General features: G+C 62.2%; 16 protein-coding genes. 9 read left to right on the plus strand and 7 right to left on the minus strand.

Annotated elements, in window-relative coordinates; all coding sequences use genetic code 11:
• Positions 1-5 precede the first annotated feature (5 nt).
• The 9 genes from paaZ (at position 6) to J3456_RS12180 (ending at position 7,684) form a co-directional block, all read left to right on the plus strand.
• Positions 6-2,030 (plus strand): phenylacetic acid degradation bifunctional protein PaaZ, encoded by a 2,025-nt coding sequence (gene paaZ / locus J3456_RS12140; RefSeq protein ID WP_349580474.1) that lies wholly within the window; start codon positions 6-8, stop codon positions 2,028-2,030.
• Positions 2,020-2,799, plus strand: coding sequence for a PaaX family transcriptional regulator C-terminal domain-containing protein (locus J3456_RS12145; RefSeq protein WP_349580475.1), 780 nt, complete (start codon positions 2,020-2,022; stop codon positions 2,797-2,799). The genes paaZ and J3456_RS12145 overlap by 11 nt, the downstream gene beginning before the upstream one ends.
• A 55-nt stretch (positions 2,800-2,854) precedes the next feature.
• The gene (locus J3456_RS12150) at positions 2,855-3,469 is read left to right on the plus strand and encodes a ribonuclease D (protein WP_067630549.1); all 615 of its coding nucleotides are present in this window, start codon (positions 2,855-2,857) and stop codon (positions 3,467-3,469) included.
• A complete protein-coding gene (locus tag J3456_RS12155; RefSeq protein WP_349580476.1) occupies positions 3,466-4,434 on the plus strand; it encodes a KpsF/GutQ family sugar-phosphate isomerase in 969 nt (322 codons plus the stop codon). The genes J3456_RS12150 and J3456_RS12155 overlap by 4 nt, the downstream gene beginning before the upstream one ends.
• A 6-nt stretch (positions 4,435-4,440) precedes the next feature.
• The gene (gene lptC / locus J3456_RS12160) at positions 4,441-5,049 is read left to right on the plus strand and encodes an LPS export ABC transporter periplasmic protein LptC (RefSeq protein ID WP_349580477.1); all 609 of its coding nucleotides are present in this window, start codon (positions 4,441-4,443) and stop codon (positions 5,047-5,049) included.
• 26 nt (positions 5,050-5,075) lie between these two features.
• Positions 5,076-5,549, plus strand: a complete 474-nt coding sequence (lptA, locus tag J3456_RS12165; RefSeq protein ID WP_386283852.1) for a lipopolysaccharide transport periplasmic protein LptA — start codon at positions 5,076-5,078, stop codon at positions 5,547-5,549.
• Complete coding sequence (lptB, locus tag J3456_RS12170) at positions 5,546-6,304, plus strand: LPS export ABC transporter ATP-binding protein (RefSeq protein ID WP_120349865.1); 759 nt, start codon at positions 5,546-5,548, stop codon at positions 6,302-6,304. The genes lptA and lptB overlap by 4 nt, the downstream gene beginning before the upstream one ends.
• 308 nt (positions 6,305-6,612) lie before the next feature.
• Positions 6,613-7,179, plus strand: coding sequence for a ribosome hibernation-promoting factor, HPF/YfiA family (hpf, locus tag J3456_RS12175; protein WP_349580478.1), 567 nt, complete (start codon positions 6,613-6,615; stop codon positions 7,177-7,179).
• Between the two features lie 40 nt (positions 7,180-7,219).
• The gene (locus J3456_RS12180) at positions 7,220-7,684 is read left to right on the plus strand and encodes a PTS sugar transporter subunit IIA (RefSeq protein ID WP_349580479.1); all 465 of its coding nucleotides are present in this window, start codon (positions 7,220-7,222) and stop codon (positions 7,682-7,684) included.
• Between the two features lie 37 nt (positions 7,685-7,721).
• Here J3456_RS12180 and J3456_RS12185 read toward each other — a convergent pair whose 3' ends face one another.
• From J3456_RS12185 to J3456_RS12215, 7 genes are all read right to left on the minus strand, one after another.
• Positions 7,722-10,853, minus strand: a complete 3,132-nt coding sequence (locus J3456_RS12185; protein ID WP_349580480.1) for an efflux RND transporter permease subunit — start codon at positions 10,851-10,853, stop codon at positions 7,722-7,724.
• A complete protein-coding gene (locus J3456_RS12190) occupies positions 10,850-12,091 on the minus strand; it encodes an efflux RND transporter periplasmic adaptor subunit (RefSeq protein WP_349580481.1) in 1,242 nt (413 codons plus the stop codon). Before J3456_RS12190 ends, J3456_RS12185 begins: the two co-directional genes overlap by 4 nt.
• Positions 12,092-12,133: 42 nt before the next feature.
• Entirely contained in the window at positions 12,134-12,604 is a 471-nt protein-coding gene (locus tag J3456_RS12195; RefSeq protein WP_067939715.1) for a GbsR/MarR family transcriptional regulator, read from the minus strand.
• 128 nt (positions 12,605-12,732) lie between these two features.
• The gene (locus J3456_RS12200; RefSeq protein WP_349580482.1) at positions 12,733-13,299 is read right to left on the minus strand and encodes a PqiC family protein; all 567 of its coding nucleotides are present in this window, start codon (positions 13,297-13,299) and stop codon (positions 12,733-12,735) included.
• Between the two features lie 3 nt (positions 13,300-13,302).
• Positions 13,303-15,387, minus strand: a complete 2,085-nt coding sequence (locus J3456_RS12205; protein WP_349580483.1) for a PqiB family protein — start codon at positions 15,385-15,387, stop codon at positions 13,303-13,305.
• Positions 15,380-16,039, minus strand: coding sequence for a paraquat-inducible protein A (locus tag J3456_RS12210; protein ID WP_201722075.1), 660 nt, complete (start codon positions 16,037-16,039; stop codon positions 15,380-15,382). The genes J3456_RS12205 and J3456_RS12210 overlap by 8 nt, the downstream gene beginning before the upstream one ends.
• Entirely contained in the window at positions 15,997-16,644 is a 648-nt protein-coding gene (locus tag J3456_RS12215) for a paraquat-inducible protein A (RefSeq protein ID WP_259946908.1), read from the minus strand. Before J3456_RS12215 ends, J3456_RS12210 begins: the two co-directional genes overlap by 43 nt.
• Positions 16,645-16,675 lie beyond the last annotated feature (31 nt).

Consider the following 16,675-nt stretch of genomic DNA (forward strand, 5'->3'; position numbering starts at 1 on the left):
CCGACATGCGCGATATTCACAGTTACGCGGCAGGCGAATGGCTGGCCCCGGGCGCGGGCGCCCGCAACATCGCCAGCGCCATCACCGGCGAGGTCATCGCGCAGGCCGGCAACGATGCGCTCGACGCGCAGGCCATGCTGGGCTTTGCCCGCGACCACGGCGGCCCTACCTTGCGCGCCATGACCTTCCACGACCGCGCGCGGATGCTGAAAGCGCTGGCGCTGCATCTGATGGAGCACAAGCAAGCGCTTTATGATCTGAGCTACGACACCGGCGCGACGCTGTCGGACCACAAGATCGACATCGACGGCGGCATCGGCACCATGCTGGTTTTCGCCTCTAAAGGTCGGCGCGAGATGCCGGACGCCCATGTCTATCTCGACGGTGCGCCCGAGCAATTGGGCCGCGAGGGCCAGTTCATGGGTCGGCATATATGCACCCCACTGCAGGGCGTGGCGGTGCATATCAACGCCTTCAACTTCCCGGTCTGGGGCATGTTGGAGAAGCTGGCCCCGACCCTGCTGGCAGGTGTCCCGGCGATCGTAAAACCGGCAACGGCGACCTGCTACGTCACTGAACATTGCGTGCGGCTGATGCTCGACAGTGGGCTGCTGCCGAAGGGCGCGCTGCAACTGGTCAGCGGCGGCTTGGGCGACATGCTCGACCACCTCGACTGTCAGGATGCCGTGGCCTTTACCGGATCTGCCGATACCGCGCTGAAACTGCGCAGCAATCCCTTGTTGCTGCAGAACTCCGTGCGTTTCACCTCGGAGCAAGACAGTCTAAACGCCTCGGTCCTTGGCCCCGACGCCGTGCCCGGCACGCCAGAGTTCGACCTCTTCGTCAAGGAAGTGCAGCGCGAGATGACCGCGAAAGCAGGGCAGAAATGCACCGCCATCCGCCGCATCATGGTGCCGCAGGCGCAGGTCGACGCGGTGATCGCGGCCCTGTCCGAACGGCTCGCCAAGACCACCATCGGCGCCCCCCGCGCCGAGGATACGCGCATGGGCGCGCTGGTCTCGGGTAGCCAGAAACGCGACGTGCTGGAAAAGGTGGGTCTGCTGAGTGCCGAGGCCGAGCGTGTTTTTGGCGACCCCGACAACTTCACAGTCAAAGGCGCTGACAAAGACAAGGGCGCATTCTTGCCGCCGATGCTGTTCCATTGTGCAGACCCAGATAAGGCCGAGCGCGTGCATGACACCGAGGCTTTCGGCCCGGTGTCCACCCTCATGCCCTACCGCGATCTGGCCCACGCCTCGCAGTTGCTGAACCGCGGCCAAGGCTCTCTCGTCGCCTCCATCATCACCAACGATGGTGAGGTGGCGCGCGAGTTGACCATGGGCTCCGCAGCCTTCCACGGACGGCTCTATTTCAACAACCGCACGTCGATGGGGGAGGCCACGGGCCACGGCTCTCCGCTGCCGCATATGGTGCATGGCGGGCCGGGCCGGGCAGGCGGCGGCGAAGAACTGGGCGGCATCCGCGGCGTGATGCATTACATGCAGCGCACGGCCATTCAGGGCAGCCCCGACATCCTCACCACGATCGGCAAACAATGGGTGCCGGGGGCGGAAGAGATCACAGACCGCGCGCATCCCTTCACCCGCCGTTTCACCGAGCTGGATCTGGGCGAAACCTTCTACTCGCCCACCCGAGAAGTCACGCTGGAGGATATCGAGACCTTCGCCCATTTCACCGGCGATACTTTCTACGCTCATATGGACGACGAGGCCGCCGCCGCGAACCCCTTCTTCCCGGGCCGCGTGGCACACGGCTACCTCTTGCTCAGCTTCGCTGCGGGCCTTTTCGTGCAGCCCGATCCCGGCCCGGTGCTGGCCAATACCGGCCTCGACAACCTGCGCTTTCTTGAGCCTGTCTCGGCGGGCGACAGCATCAAGGTGCGGCTCTCGGTCAAGCACAAGACGCCGCGCACCGAGGAATATGGCGAGGTGCGCTGGCATGTGACCCTGACCAACCAACGCGAGGAGGCGGTCGCGGAATATGAACTGCTGACGATGAATGCCCTCTGATCCCTCCCTTCCCGCTGTCGCGGCCTTTGCGGGCTTGGGGGGCCAGCGCGTCTGGTCGCTGATGGTCAGCCTGTTTGGCGATCTGGCACAGGGAGAGGGCGATGCGATCGACGGGCCGGTGCTCTCGACGATCATGGGCGCGCTCGACGTGCGGCCAGAGGCGAGCCGCGTGGCGCTCCATCGGCTGCGCAATGACGGGTGGTTGCAGTCACACAAGGTCGGGCGGATCAGCCAGCACAGCCTGACCGCCCAAGGCCGCGCGGAAAGTGCCGCCGCCAGCCCCCGCATCTACGCCGCGCCGCCGGACCTGTCAGAGCCATGGCAGATGGTGGTGACCGAAGAGAACGGACGCGAGACCGACAGCGCCCTGCGGGACGCGGGTTTCATCGCCGCCATGCCCCGCGCCTATGTCGGGCGGGCCGGTAACGCGGCCCCCAAAGACTGCCTTGCCCTGCCCGGCAGGCCGCCGCCCGACTGGCTGCGCCGCGCGGTGGAGCCTGCCGAGCTTGAGGCCGACTATGCTGCGCTGCTGGCTGCGCTTTCTACCTTGGACGCCGAACTGCCGGATGCAGACAGGTTGAGCGCCTTGGATGTCGCGGTTCTGCGCTGTCTGATCGTGCACAATTGGCGGCGGCTGGTGCTAAAACACCCCGCCCTGCCCGGCGGGTTGATCCGCCCCGAGTGGTCCGGTTACCGGTGCCATCTACTGGTCGCCCGCTTGCTGCGCCGCTATCCCCGCCCCGCATTGCAGGATCTGGCCACCGCCTGACCCGGGGCGAAGCCTCCGCTTTCCCATGCCGCACAAGCACGATATAGACGTGCTCATGACAAATTTCCTCTATCAGAACGACCTGCCGGATGACCTCGACCTTGGGCCGATGGTCGCCATCGATTGCGAAACGATGGGGCTGCATCCGCATCGCGACCGGCTCTGTGTTGTGCAGCTTTCGGGCGGCGATGGTCACGCGCATCTGGTGCAGGTCGCCAAGGGCCAGACCGAGGCGCCGAACCTCTGCGCGCTGTTGGAAGATCCACATGTGCTGAAGCTGTTCCACTACGGCCGTTTTGACATCGCCGCGATGCGCAACACCTTTGGCGCCACCGCAGCGCCGGTCTATTGCACCAAGATCGCCAGCCGTCTGGTGCGCACCTATACCGACCGGCACGGGTTGGCGAAACTGTGCCAAGAACTGCTGAGCGTCGACATCTCGAAACAGCAACAATCCAGCGATTGGGGGGCCGAAAAGCTGACCCAAGCGCAGATCGACTATGCCGCGTCGGATGTGCTCTATCTGCACAGGCTGCGCGATGAACTTAACAAACGCCTGATACGCGAAGGCCGGATGGACATGGCGCAGGCCTGTTTCGATTTCTTGCCGATGCGCGCCCGGCTGGATCTGGAGGGATGGCCGGACACGGACATCTTCGCACACGCATGAGCACACCTTTCCTTGATACCGCCCGCCGCGTCATCCGCTGCGAATCCGAGGCGCTGACGCTGCTGGCCGACAGCCTTGATGACCGCTTTCGCGCCGCTGTCGATCTGATGCGCGCCTGCAAGGGCCGCGTGATCGTCACCGGCATCGGCAAATCGGGCCATATCGGCAACAAGATCGCAGCGACGCTGGCCTCTACCGGCACGCCCGCGCAATTCGTGCACCCGGCGGAGGCGAGCCACGGTGATCTGGGGATGATCACTGCGGCTGATGTGGTGCTGGCGATTTCAAACTCGGGCGAGGCACCGGAGCTGGCCAACCTCATCGCCTATTCGCGCCGCTATGCGATCCCGCTCATCGGCATCACCAGCCGCCCCGACAGCAGCCTTGGCCGCCATAGCGACGTGGTGCTGGAACTGCCCCGCGCGGCAGAGGCCTGCGGCACCGGCGTCGTGCCGACCACCTCGACCACCTTGACGCTGGCGATGGGCGATGCTGTGGCCGTGGCCCTGATGGAGAACCGCGCCTTCACCGCCGAGCATTTCCGCGACTTCCACCCCGGCGGCAAACTGGGCGCAAGGCTGAGCCGTGTGGCCGATCTGATGCATGTGGGCGGTGCCCTGCCGCTGGTCGCAGCCGACGCACCGATGCCCGACGCGCTGAGCGAGATGAGCCGCAAGGGCTTTGGCGTGGTCTGCGTGACCGATGGCGCTGGCGCACTGGCCGGGATCATCACCATGGGCGACCTCGCGCGGCACCTTGACGGGTTGATGACCATGACCGCGCGTGAGGTCATGACCCCGGCCCCTGTCACCATCGGCCCCGACGAACTAGCGGAAAAAGCCGTGGGCGTGATGAACAACCGCAAGATCACCTGCTTGATCGTGACCGACCCGGCCCAGAACGACGGCAAATCGCCCGTGGGCCTGCTGCATATCCACGACTGCCTGCGCGTTGGGCTGGGGTAGCGTGCGATGAAGGGGGATCGCCACTCTCGCGTCGTCTCTTGGCTGAAAGTGCTCTTTCCGCTGATCGCGCTGGCGCTGCTGTCGACCCTGTTTTTGCTGTCGCGCGCGATTGAGCCGCAGGCTGTGATCCCCTTTGCGGATAAAGAAGTGCAAGAGCGGCTGCGCGATCAGCAGATCACCGGCCCCTTCTATTCCGGCACCACGGCGGATGGCGATCTGATCTCATTCTCGGCGGAAAAGCTGACCACCCCCGGCGGGGAAACCGGCACCAATGAGGCCGAAGAGATCGAGGCGACGCTGGACCTACAGGGCGGTGCCAAGATCACCCTGCAATCCAACAGAGGTCGGTTTGACACCGGCGCGGAAGAGGCGGAACTGGCGGGCGATGTGCGGGTTAGCACCTCAACCGGCTACCAGATTCTGTCGGACCGGATGACTTCAAACCTCACCACACTAGATCTGCTATCACCCGGCCCGGTCAAAGCCACCAGCCCCGCAGGCGAAATCACCGCCGGGCGCATGGTCATCACCAACCGCCAGAACAGCGTCGGATCGCAATTGCTTTTCACAAAGGGTGTGAAACTGATATACACGCCGCAAGCAACGAAAGAGTAACTGCCTTGAGACATTTGATTATTTTGATGCTGCCGCTGTTTCTCGCGCTGCATGCCGCCCCTGTCTCTGCCCAATCTGCCGATGTGGCCTTTGGCGCGCTAGAGCAAGATACCAGCCTGCCCGTCGAAGTGACCGCCGACAACCTGTCGGTCGACAACGCCACGGGCACCGCTGTCTTTACCGGCAATGTATTGATTTCGCAGGGCGAAATGACCCTATCCGCCGGCAAGGTCGAGGTGATCTATCGCGCGTCGGATCAAGGCATCGCCAAGCTGGAAGCAACTGGCGGCGTGGTCTTGGTCGCGGGCGAAGATGCCGCTGAATCGCAGCGGGCCGACTATGATATCGACGCAGGCACCTTGGTAATGAGCGGCGATGTGCTGATGACCCAAGGCCCCAGTGCGTTGAGCGCGCAGGAAATGACAGTAAACCTGAACGACGGCACGGCGCAGATGTCGGGCGGCGTGAAGACAATCTTGCAGCCCGGCAGCGGCAACTGATGCCGCCCGAACTCAAGGTCGCCGGGGGCGAATCCGGCCTGCGCATTCAGCATTTGCGCAAGTCTTATCGCAAGAAAGCGGTGATCCGCGACTTTTCGATGGAGCTTGACCGGGGTGAGGTCGTGGCGCTGTTGGGGCCGAACGGCTCGGGCAAGACAACGACTTTCTACGCGGTGGCCGGGCTGGTCACGCCCGAAGGCGGGCGCGTCACTGTGGATGGCAAGGATGTCACCACCCTGCCGATGTACCGCCGTGCGCAGCTTGGGATTGGCTATCTGCCGCAGGAAATGAGCATCTTTCGCGGGCTGTCGGTGCAAGACAACATCAGCGCGATTCTCGATATCCGGGTCAAACACCGTCACCAGCGCCGCGAACGGCTCGAGGAGTTGCTGACCGAGTTTTCCATCGAACACCTGCGCCGCGCGCCTGCGCTGGCCCTGTCGGGTGGGGAGCGTCGCCGCGTCGAAATCGCCCGCTGTCTGGCCGCCAATCCCAACTATCTGCTGCTTGACGAACCCTTTGCCGGGGTCGATCCGATCTCTGTCGGGGACATCCGGCAATTGGTTGCCGACCTTAAAAAACGGGGCATTGGCGTGCTGATCACCGACCACAACGTCCGCGAAACCCTAGAGATCGTGGACCGCGCCTATATCCTGCATGAGGGCAAAGTTCTGATGTCCGGAACGCCCGAAGAAGTTGTGCAAAACGAGAATGTGCGCCGCGTCTACCTTGGCGATAACTTCCGCATTTCCTAACACTTAGCGTCCTTCAGCGCCTCGACCAGACCTCGGCAGAGCATTGCTTAGCCTTTGTCGAAAATCGCTCTGATTGTAGTCATTAAAAGTCGCCCGACGCATCGGCGCCATTGACTTTCAAACCGAAACGCGGCCTCATTGACCTATGGTGACATCGCGTTCCTGTTTGATCCTGCATCGCCCTTCCCGCGAAGGAACGGTCGAAATCATCCTGGTCGCAGCACCATTCCTCCATATCTGAAAGTTGTCGCGCTCCACGCGTGTGGACCGTTTGGCAATGTTCGGAACAAGAAAGACAAGGAGACGATATGCGGTATCAGATCAGTGGCAAACAGATCGACATTGGCGATGCGCTCCGGACACATGTCCGGACCGAACTGGACGAGGCGGTCACCAAATATGCCGAACGCCCGACAGATGCTATGGTGGTGTTTTCCAAAACAGGTCACGAATTTGCCTGCGAGGCCACCGTGCATCTTTCCACCGGTCTAAATGCGTCGGCCAAGGCCAAGGCGACAGAGATCTATGCCGCCTTCGATAACTGCTGCGAAAAGATGGAAAAACAGCTGCGCCGCTACAAGCGCCGCCTGAAGGACCATCACAAAGAACGCGCCGAACCGGTTGAACTTTTGGGCGCGTCCTCCTATATCCTCGCGTCAGACAGCGATTCAGATGCGCAGGAACCTGATACCCTCCAACCCATGATCATTGCAGAGATGCAGACGAAGGTGCCAACTTTGTCTGTCGGTGAAGCGGTGATGCAGATGGAATTGTCGGGTGACCCGGTGCTGCTGTTTCGCAAGGAAGGCCAGGAAGGGATGAATGTCGTGTACCGTCGCGAAGACGGCAACATCGGCTGGATCGACCCTTCGTAACCCACGGCGGTAATATCCGCCAAAGAGCAGGGCGAGCGGAATGGATTTCGGCAAACTCCTCAAGCCAGAGGCCGTGAAGGTTTTGACTTCGGCTTCGAGCAAGAAGCGTCTGATGCAGGATATCGGCGAACTCGCCCAGCAAGCCTATGGGCTGCCGGCCGGCCAAGTGGTGGATGCGCTGATGACGCGCGAAACCCTCGGGCCGACCGGTGTCGGCCACGGCGTCGCCCTGCCCCATGCGCGGATGGACGGGATCGACCGCGTGGTCGGTGCTTTCGTGCTCTTGGACAAACCGATTGATTTCTCTTCGGTCGATCGTCAGCCAGTCGATGTGGCCTTTGCTCTCTTCGCCCCCGAAGATGCGGGGGTGGAGCACCTCAAGGCGCTGGCACTGGTGGCCCGCACGCTGCGCGACACCAGCATCTGTACCAAGCTGCGGTCGAACCCCGATCCGGCCACGCTTTACACCATCCTAACCGAGGACAAGGCCGACAAGGCCGCCTGATCCTGAGCCGCCTGATCTTGGGCCGCCTGACCTTGACTTAGATCGCGACCGGTTCCGGCTCTTGCGGGGTCGGCTCGGTGCGTTTCGCTTTCTTCTCTCCCAGCATCAGCATCGCCGGTGTCACCACCAGCGTCAGCACAGTGGCCACCACCAGACCGCCCGCGATGGCCGAACTCAGCTCGGTCCACCATTGGGTAGAGGGCGCGCCATAGACGATCTCACGGGTGAAAAAGTTGATGTTGAGGCCGATCACCATGGGCATCAGGCCAAGCGCCGTGGTGACCGAGGTCAGCACCACCGGACGCAAACGCTGCGCCCCGGTGCGCAGCGCGGCCTCAAGCGGCGAAAGCCCCGCTTTTTTGAGGTCATTATAAGTGTCGATCAGAACGATATTATTGTTCACCACGATCCCCGCCAAGGCGATCACACCGATCCCCCCCATGACCACCCCAAAGGGCCGTCCGGTGACCAGCAGGCCGAACAGCACCCCGGCAATCGAAAAGACGATGGCCGACATGACGACAAAGGCTTGGTAGAAGCTGTTGAACTGGATCACGAGGATCACGAACATCAGGAAAATCGCGGTAATAAACGCCCCCGCGAGGAAAATCATCGATTCCTGCTGGTCCTCCGCCTCCCCGGCGAAGGAGGCCTCGACACCCGGCGGCAGGTCCATCGCGTCAATCGCGCTGCGCAGGGCGACGGTTTGGTCGTTCACCAGAACGCCCGGTGCGACGTTAGCCTCAATTGTCACCACCCGCTCTTGATCCACCCGCGTGATCGTACCGGTGCGGGGGCTTGGCTCAAAGGTCACGAAGTTCGAGATCGGCACCAGCCCCGCCGAGGTCGGCACGCGCAGCGATTGCAACTCTTCCAGCGTGCGCTCATCCGATGGAAAGCGCACGTTGATGTCGATGGAGCCTTCGGCATCGTCGGGCCGATAATCCGCCACGGTGATGCCCCGCGTGAGCAATTGCACCGCTTGGCCCAAGGTCGAGATATCGGCCCCAAACCGCGCCGCCTCAGAGCGGTTCACCGCGATCCGCCACTCCACCCCCGGCAGGGGGCGCGAGTCGGTCACGTCGGTAAAGCCGCCGATATCGGCCATCTTTTCGCGGATTTGGTCGACCACCTGTTGCTGCACCTCAGGATCATGGGCTTGGACCCGCAGGTTGACCGGCTTGCCCGCCGATGGGCCGTTCGAGGCGGTTTGCACCTGCACGTCGATCCCCGGAATGGCCGCCATCTCGGTCCGGATTTCTTCGCCAATCATGGCGGCGGTCCGCCGTTCGTCCCATTCGGTGAACTCTACCTGAATGGTGCCGATCAGGTCGGCGCTGTCACGGTTGCTGCTGCCGGTGCGGGCATAGACGCTGGCAATCTCGTCATAGGCAAAGAGACGTTGTTCGACCTGCCGCACCAGCGCGTCTTGTTCGTAGATCGAGAAGTTGTCCCGCGCGCGCACCTGTACCTGCGCAAAATCAGGTTCCACTTCAGGGAAAAAGGTGATGCCGTTGCCAAATTGCGCATAGGCGGTGAAGCCGCCCATCAGCATGGCAATTGCAAGGATCAGCGTCATCCATGGCCGCAGAATGGCGAATTGCAGCAGTTTGACATAGCCGCCGGTGAAGCCCTTCAGGTCACGCGGATCGCCCTGTTCGGCGGCATAGAGCGTGGCCTTGTCCTTGGCGGACTGCGGGGGCCGTTTGCCGATGATCCCGCCAACCACGGGAATAAAAACCAGCGCCATGAAAAGCGATGCGGTCAGGGTCAGGATCACCGTGATGGGCAGGAACTTCATGAACTCCCCCACCGTGCCGGTCCAAAACAGCAGCGGGAAGAACACGCTGAGCGTCGTGGCGGTAGAGGCGATGATCGGCCATGCCATGCGCTTGGCGGCATGGGCATAGGCGGCGCGGGGCGCATGCCCCTCTTGCAGGCGGCGGTCGGCCAGTTCGGTGGTCACAATGGCCCCGTCCACCAGCATCCCCACCACAAGGATCAACGAGAAGAGCACCACAAGGTTCATCGTATAGCCCATAACCCAGAGCGCCGTGACCCCAGCCAGAAACGCCCCCGGAATCGCCAGCCCCACCAGCAGCGCCGAGCGGACGCCCAAGGCCCAGACGATCACGATCATCACAAGGATCACCGCCGCGATGACATTGGCCTCAAGATCGCTGAGCATGTCTTGGACCTGCTCGGATTCGTCTTGGGTGTATTTGACGGTGATGCTGTCGGGCCATTCCGCGCGCATCTCGTCAATCAACTCACGCACGGCGGCGACAGTTTCAATGATATTCGCGCCGGAGCGTTTCTTGATCTCTAGCGCCAGCGCGGGCTGGCCGTTGATACGGGCAAAACCGGTGGGGTCTTTGAACGTCCGGCGGATCGCGGCGACATCGGCGAAGGTCACCACCGTATCGCCACGCACCTTGATCGGCAGCGACATGACATCTTCGACATTCTCGATCAGCCCCGGCACTTTGAGCACCAGCCGCCCCGCGCCGCTTTCAATCGCCCCCGCCGCAATCAGGCGGTTGTTGCGGTTGATCTGGCTGATCAGCTCTTCAAAAGAGATGTTGTAGGTCTCGAACACTGTGGGGTCGATCAGCACCTCCAGCAGTTCCGTACGCTCACCGCCGACATCGACCTCAAGCACACCTGACAGCCCCTCAATCGCGTCCTTCAACTCCTCCGAAATGGTGTTGAGCGTCCGTTCCGGCACCGGCCCGGACAGGATTGCGGTCAGGATCGGGAAAAGCGCGGTGTTGATCTCGGTCACGACCGGGTCGGTGGCGTCTTCGGGCAGGTCCGACTTGGCCCGGTCCACGCCTTCGCGCACCTTGTCGAGCGCCTCGTCGGAATCAAAACCCGGCTCGAACTCCAACTGCACCGAGGCATGACCTTCGGCGCCGTTGGAGGTGATCTGTTTCAGCCCGGTAATGGCACTGAGTTCGGTCTCAAGCGGTTCGACCAACAGCCGTTCGCTATCTTCCGGAGAGATGCCTTCGAGCGAGGTCGAGACATAGAGTGTCGGGATCGGAATCTCGGGAGAGCTTTCCTTGGGGATGCCGATATAGGCATAGGCACCGACGGCCAAGATCATCACCAAGCTTAGGATCACCACGCGGGCGCGGCTGAAAGCGGCGTCGATCAGCGCGTTCATTCCACCTGCTCCGGCTGGGCGGCTTCGGCGCTGCCGGTGATCTGCCCGTCACCGGTTGGCTGTTCCTCCAATTCGTCAATCTCAGGCACGCCCGCCATCGGCTGCCCCTCGGGGCTGGCATCCGTGCCGGTTTCGGGCTGGGGGTTAACCGTCTCTCCGTCGTTCACGAAGCCCTGCCCGATGGTGATGATTTCGGCCTCATCCGGCAGGCCCGCAATCCAGATACCATCGGTCTGGGCACGCACGATCGCGATCTTATTGAAAACGACCTTGTCTTCGTCATTCACGGTTTTGACGCCCAATGTGCCATTGGTGTCCAAGGACAGGATCGCCGGAGAGACGAAATGCGCGCGGGTTTCGCCCGTAGGAATACGCACGCGGGCCGAGATACCGGCAGGGATCGCACCATCGGCGTTTTCGACCCTAACCTCGGCGGTAAAGGTCCGGGTTTCGGCGCTGGCGCTGCTTGAGACGAATTGCACCTTCCCCTGCGCTTCTGTTCCGGTGATGAACACGACCTCGGCGCTTTGCCCTTCCTTGATGTCTTTCAGCGACTGCTGTGGCACCTGCACTTGGATCGTCAGTGGGGTGTTGTCGACCAGACGTGCGATTTCCTCACCGGTAGAGACAAACTCTCCGGCAGAGATATCCAGCATCTCTAGCCGACCGGGAAAGGGGGCGCGGATCTCGGTGTTGTTCAGCGCCTCTTCGGCTGAAGTGACCGACGCCTGCGCCGCGGCCAAGGTCGCCCGCGCCTGGCTGACCCGGTCCACGGTCGAGACGCCCCGGTCCAGCAGCGCTTCGGCATTGTCGTATTCCCGCTGTGCGCGGCTCAATTCCTCGCGGGCGCGGGCCAGATCGGAATCCCGTGCCGTTGTGCTGAGCCGTGCGATCAACGCGCCCGCGTCGACCACATCGCCCTTGGCAACCAGCACCTCGGCGATTTCTCCGCCTGCTTCGGCGCGGACCATCGTGTCGCGGTCCGGCAGGGCCTGACCTTCGGCCACAAAGACCTGCGTCACGCTTTTGGCTTGAGAGCCGCGCACGGCCACTGTCACCGCCTCGGGCGAGAGCGGGGCAGGCGCGGCTTCCTCGGTTTCTTCGGCGGGGATGATATAGCCGCTGCCCATCCAAAGTCCGATCAACAGCGCGATTCCACCGGCGATGAATTTCGACCGTTTCGAGCCAGCATCGCTGTCGAATGAAAGCGTCTGGCGCTCTTGAGATGTGTTACTCATTGATCGAACTCCATCACCGCGATCCTGTTTACAGGTCGCGCGTCAATTCTTGGGTTTGCTCACCCGGGTTGCGACATCATCAAGCGCGGTGCTGATCGCGTCGTAAAACTCGGCAAAGGAATCGAGCCTCGCGCGTACGCCGTCGGCCTCTTCGGGCAGTTTGCTGATCGTGTCGCTAATCTCGGCCTTGGCGTGGCGCGTGCCTGCCAGCGCGAATTTTGTCATCGCGGCATAGGCGTCATCGGCAAGTTGGAAGTAGTCCTGCCGGTCGCCGGTCTTGTTCACCCGCCGGATCAGGCCCCGCTCTTCCAGCACGCGGATGGACGTGCTGATCGTGGCGCGGCTGACGGACAAACGGCGCGACAGCGCGCCAAAGGCAATCGGCTCGCCCTCGAAAACGAGCATGGCAAAGACCTGTCCCGACATGCGGGGCAAGCCCTCGCCCATGGCGATCACGCCCATGCGCGTGATGAAATCATCGCGGACTTGGTCGATTTGGTCTGTGGTATCCATCTGTTCCCCGTCAACGACACGCTGCGTTGACGGTAGATAAACAAGGCCCGGCACAAATCAAGTCTATTCAGAAAATTCCGAACAGACTGAACACGACATGCCGCAAGGTCATTTTCGGGCGAACTGCCCTACTTCAACCCGTTTTGCGCGATGTAGCGGGCCAGATCGAGCACAAGCTGGCCGCGCGCCGTGGCGATGGCATTGGCCCCACCTTCGGGGTTGAACGGCACGCTGAGGTCAAACAGGCCCGAACGCTCCCGACGGTCATCGGGGACGGCCACAAAATACTGACCAGAGGCGCGGAATTCTCCGGTTTCGGTGGCCACCAGTTCGGCAAAGCGCACTTCGAGACGGGCGTCGGGGAAAGCCTCAAAAGGCCAAGGCTCAGACGCGATGCGCCGCCCGGTCATCCGCGCGAGGTTCTGGCTCAGCTCCAGCGCCACGGCCCGTTCGGGGGCATCGGCCCACAGCACATCGGTCGAACTGACCAGACTGCCATCGGCCATCTGCAGCGAAATCTCTTCGGCGGCGGCATAGGTCGGCAGGGACACATCGCGCACCTCAACCGAGCTAAAAGCGATCGAAGTCTTTTCCGTGACCGCCGGGGCGCGCACGGTGAAACGCTCAGCAGCGCCGCCACAGGCCGCCAAGGCTGCCAGCAGGCCGAGGGTGATCAGAGGTCTTGCAACATTCATGCTTTACCGTCCCAGCAATAGAGAATTGGGGTTACGTTCGATGGTCCGCGCCAAAGATGCAAGCGCATCGGCGGCTTTCTGGATGTCGCGCAGGGTGCGCTCGGCGCTGCGGCTGAGCTGTTCGCCTTGGTTATAGCCTTCGATGGTGCGGCTGGCCTGCGCGAAAAGCGCGGTCAAACGCTCGACCACCTGCGGCAGATCGCGGGCCGAGACGGCGATGTTATCCGCCGCATTGCGGGCCGAGGCCAAGGTGCGGTTCACATTCTCAACCGCGCCGCCTTCGCGCAATTCTACCAACGTGGCGTTCACCTCGTCCAATGCCCGCTTGAGCGCGCCCGGCAGGGCCACCGCGTCTTCGGTGCCGATCACCGCATCAGCGGATTCGGTAAGGTCCGTCAGCGCGACGACCAGCTCTTCGATTTCCAGCGTTTCTGCCTTGGCCGCCACGGCCTGAATGCGCTCTACCAATTCTGGCACGCCCTCAACCGAAGACGATACCGCGTTCGCCGCCTCCGACGCTCCTTCAAGCGCGGTGGACAGGCGCTCGGCGATCCGCTCCTCCTCAAGCTGGGCCACCAGTTCTTCGATCCGCACCAGCGTTCCGTTCAAGGCGACCGGCACGTTCTTGACCTCTTCTGAGGAGACCAGCCCCGTCAGTTCACCCAAGAGGGTCCGCACATCCTGCGGCGTTTCGCGCAGGTCTTCGTCTGAGACGAAAGCCTCTGCCGAATTGAGGAAGGTAATCGCGCTGTTGAGCAACTCTTCGATCGGCAGGCTGTTGATCCGGCTAAAGACCCCTTCGACCGTGGCCGCCGCATCGGAGACATCGCTTTCGGTGGTCGGCATCAGCGCAAGACCGTTTTCCGCCGCTTCCAACGATGCCGCAGCCACGTCTTCCACCGTCACGAACTCAACCTTCAGGCCGCCGGTCAACAGACTGGCCGAGGCCAGCCGCGCGCGCAGGCCGTTTTCCACACGTTCTTGCAAGAACGCCAGCGCGGTTTCGGCGGTTACGTCATCTTGCAACCCCAGATGCGCCGGTTGGATCGACAGGATCGCATTGAGCCGAACCCGGCTATCACCAAAGCGTTCGAAATCCACGAGGCCCGACAGGGTCTCGACCTCCCCAATCTCAAGCCCGCTCATTTCAACCGGGGCGCCGACGATCAGCCCTGAGATATTGTCGTCGAACACAACGCTCAACTTGAGCGGATCGACTTCGGAAGCGTTAAAGACAGAGTTCCGCGCGGTTTCCTTGTCGGGGTAGATCTCAAACACCGTCCCGTCAGACACCTGCGCACCGCCCGAAACGAAGGTGTCAAAGGTGATGCCGCCGCCCACGAGGGTCGCGAGCGAGGAAAAGTCGATCTCGGCCCCCGCCGGGCCGATGTTGACGCTAAAGCCGGATGCGTCCCAAAAACGGGTGGATTCATTGATCAGTTGGCGGTGCTCTTCAAAGATCAGCGCCTCGACGATGGCAAAGTTGCCACGCGGGGCGATCTTGGCATAGCCTACGCGGCCCACTTCGATGCCCTTGTAAAGGATCGGCGCGTTGTCGGTCAGCTGACCATTGGCGGTGGACCGAAAGGCAATCTCAAGCCCACCCTGACCGCCACGGATCAACGGCTCGGTCGAGGACCCCTGAAAACGCTGCGCCGCCGGGCCGACCTGTTGGTCCCATGACCCTTCGATATAGACACCGCTCAGCACCGTGCTGAGGCCGGTAATGCCCTGCGCGGTGACTTCAGGCTGTACGACCCAAAAGACTGCACCGTTGTCGATATAGGGGGCCACATCTTTGTCGAGCCGGATATGCGCCGTCACCCGGTCCAGATCCGAGGTAAAGCCGACCTTTTCGACCACGCCGACCGTCACATCGCGAAAGCGCAATTCGGTCTCTCCGGCAGAGATGCCCGCGCCCTCTTCGAACTCCACAATGATCACCGGGCCGCGTTCACTATAAGAGCGATACGCCACGAAGAGCGCCACGATAAGTGCAAGGATCGGGATGATCCAGATCACCGACGCCCCGCTGAGGAACATCTTGCGTGTCGGAGAAATCGGTACGTCGGGAGGCGTCTTAGTCATCGGTTTTCAGGCCCTCGTCCTTGGTCTGAGCGTCCCAGATCATACGGGTATCAAACGCTTGTGCCGCCAGCATGGTAAAGATCACGGAGAGGGCGAAAAAGATGCTCGCGGTACCGGGATTGATGGCGGCCAGTGTCTTGAGTTGCACCAGAGCGGATAAAATCGCAACCACAAAGATATCGATCATCGACCAGCGGCCAATGTACTCAACCACTTCGTAAAGGTAGTGCCGCTGCCGCTGCGAGGTGACAGAGCGCCGTTTGACGCTGATCGCAAGAAAGGCCACGGCCATGAACTTGGCCAGCGGAATGGCAACAGAAGCAAAGAGGATGATAAAGGCGATCCCCCAATTGCCGTATTGCGCCAGCTCCACCGCGCCGCCGATGATGGTGCTTTCCTCAACTTGAAACAGCGTTCGGGTCTTGAGCATCGGGTAGGTGTTGGCGGGGATGTAGCACATCAGCCCCACGGTCCAGAACGCCCAGACACGCTGAAGGCTCAACCGATCGCGTGAGACCAGCTTGCTGCCGCAGCGGCTGCAGGTCTGCGTGCCCATCGGCGCGGGCTTGCTACAACGGGTGCAGGCCACAACGCCCAATTCCCGCGCGCTCAGGATGTCTTGGGATGTTCCAGAGAGTTCCATACAGACCATTTGCATAAGAATCTGTCCTGCGCGATGACGAGGATCACCAGCGCGCCGAACATGTAAAACGCCGGGCCAAAGCCGACATCGGCCAGATCGGCCACTTTAACCAGCGCCACCGCACAGCCGATGGCAAAGACCTCGGCCATCGACCAGGGGCGCAGTTCCTCTGACAGGCGAAAGGCGGCGACGGCGTGCCGCGCAGCCGGGCGATCCAGCACCACAGGGATCAACACATAGAGCGTCAGCAATACCCGCAAAAGCGGGATGAAAAAGATAAGCGCCGCCGTGGCCAGCGACAGAAAGATCATCGGCCCCCCGGAAAAGGCAAGCGCCGCATCCAGCACCGACACCGCGTTGCGGGCCCCCGCCGCGTCAATCGTAAGGAAGGGAAAGACCGCCGCCCCGATGATCAACACCATCACCGCCACCGCAACGGCGATGATTTGCAAACCTGCGTTCCTGCGCGGCGTGATCAGGGCCGTGTGGCACCGCTCACAAGCCGCGCGTTCCCCGTGGGCGGGGCGGCGCAGCCGGTAGACGGCGTCGCATTGCGGACAGACGATCAATTCGTCCATGGGCAGATCGGCGAGGGGGGTGTCGGGGTGATCCATTCTGAACGCATATATGATGCCGCACTTCGCT

The organism is Sulfitobacter sp. NFXS29 (assembly GCF_040148765.1).
GTDB lineage: Bacteria > Pseudomonadota > Alphaproteobacteria > Rhodobacterales > Rhodobacteraceae > Sulfitobacter.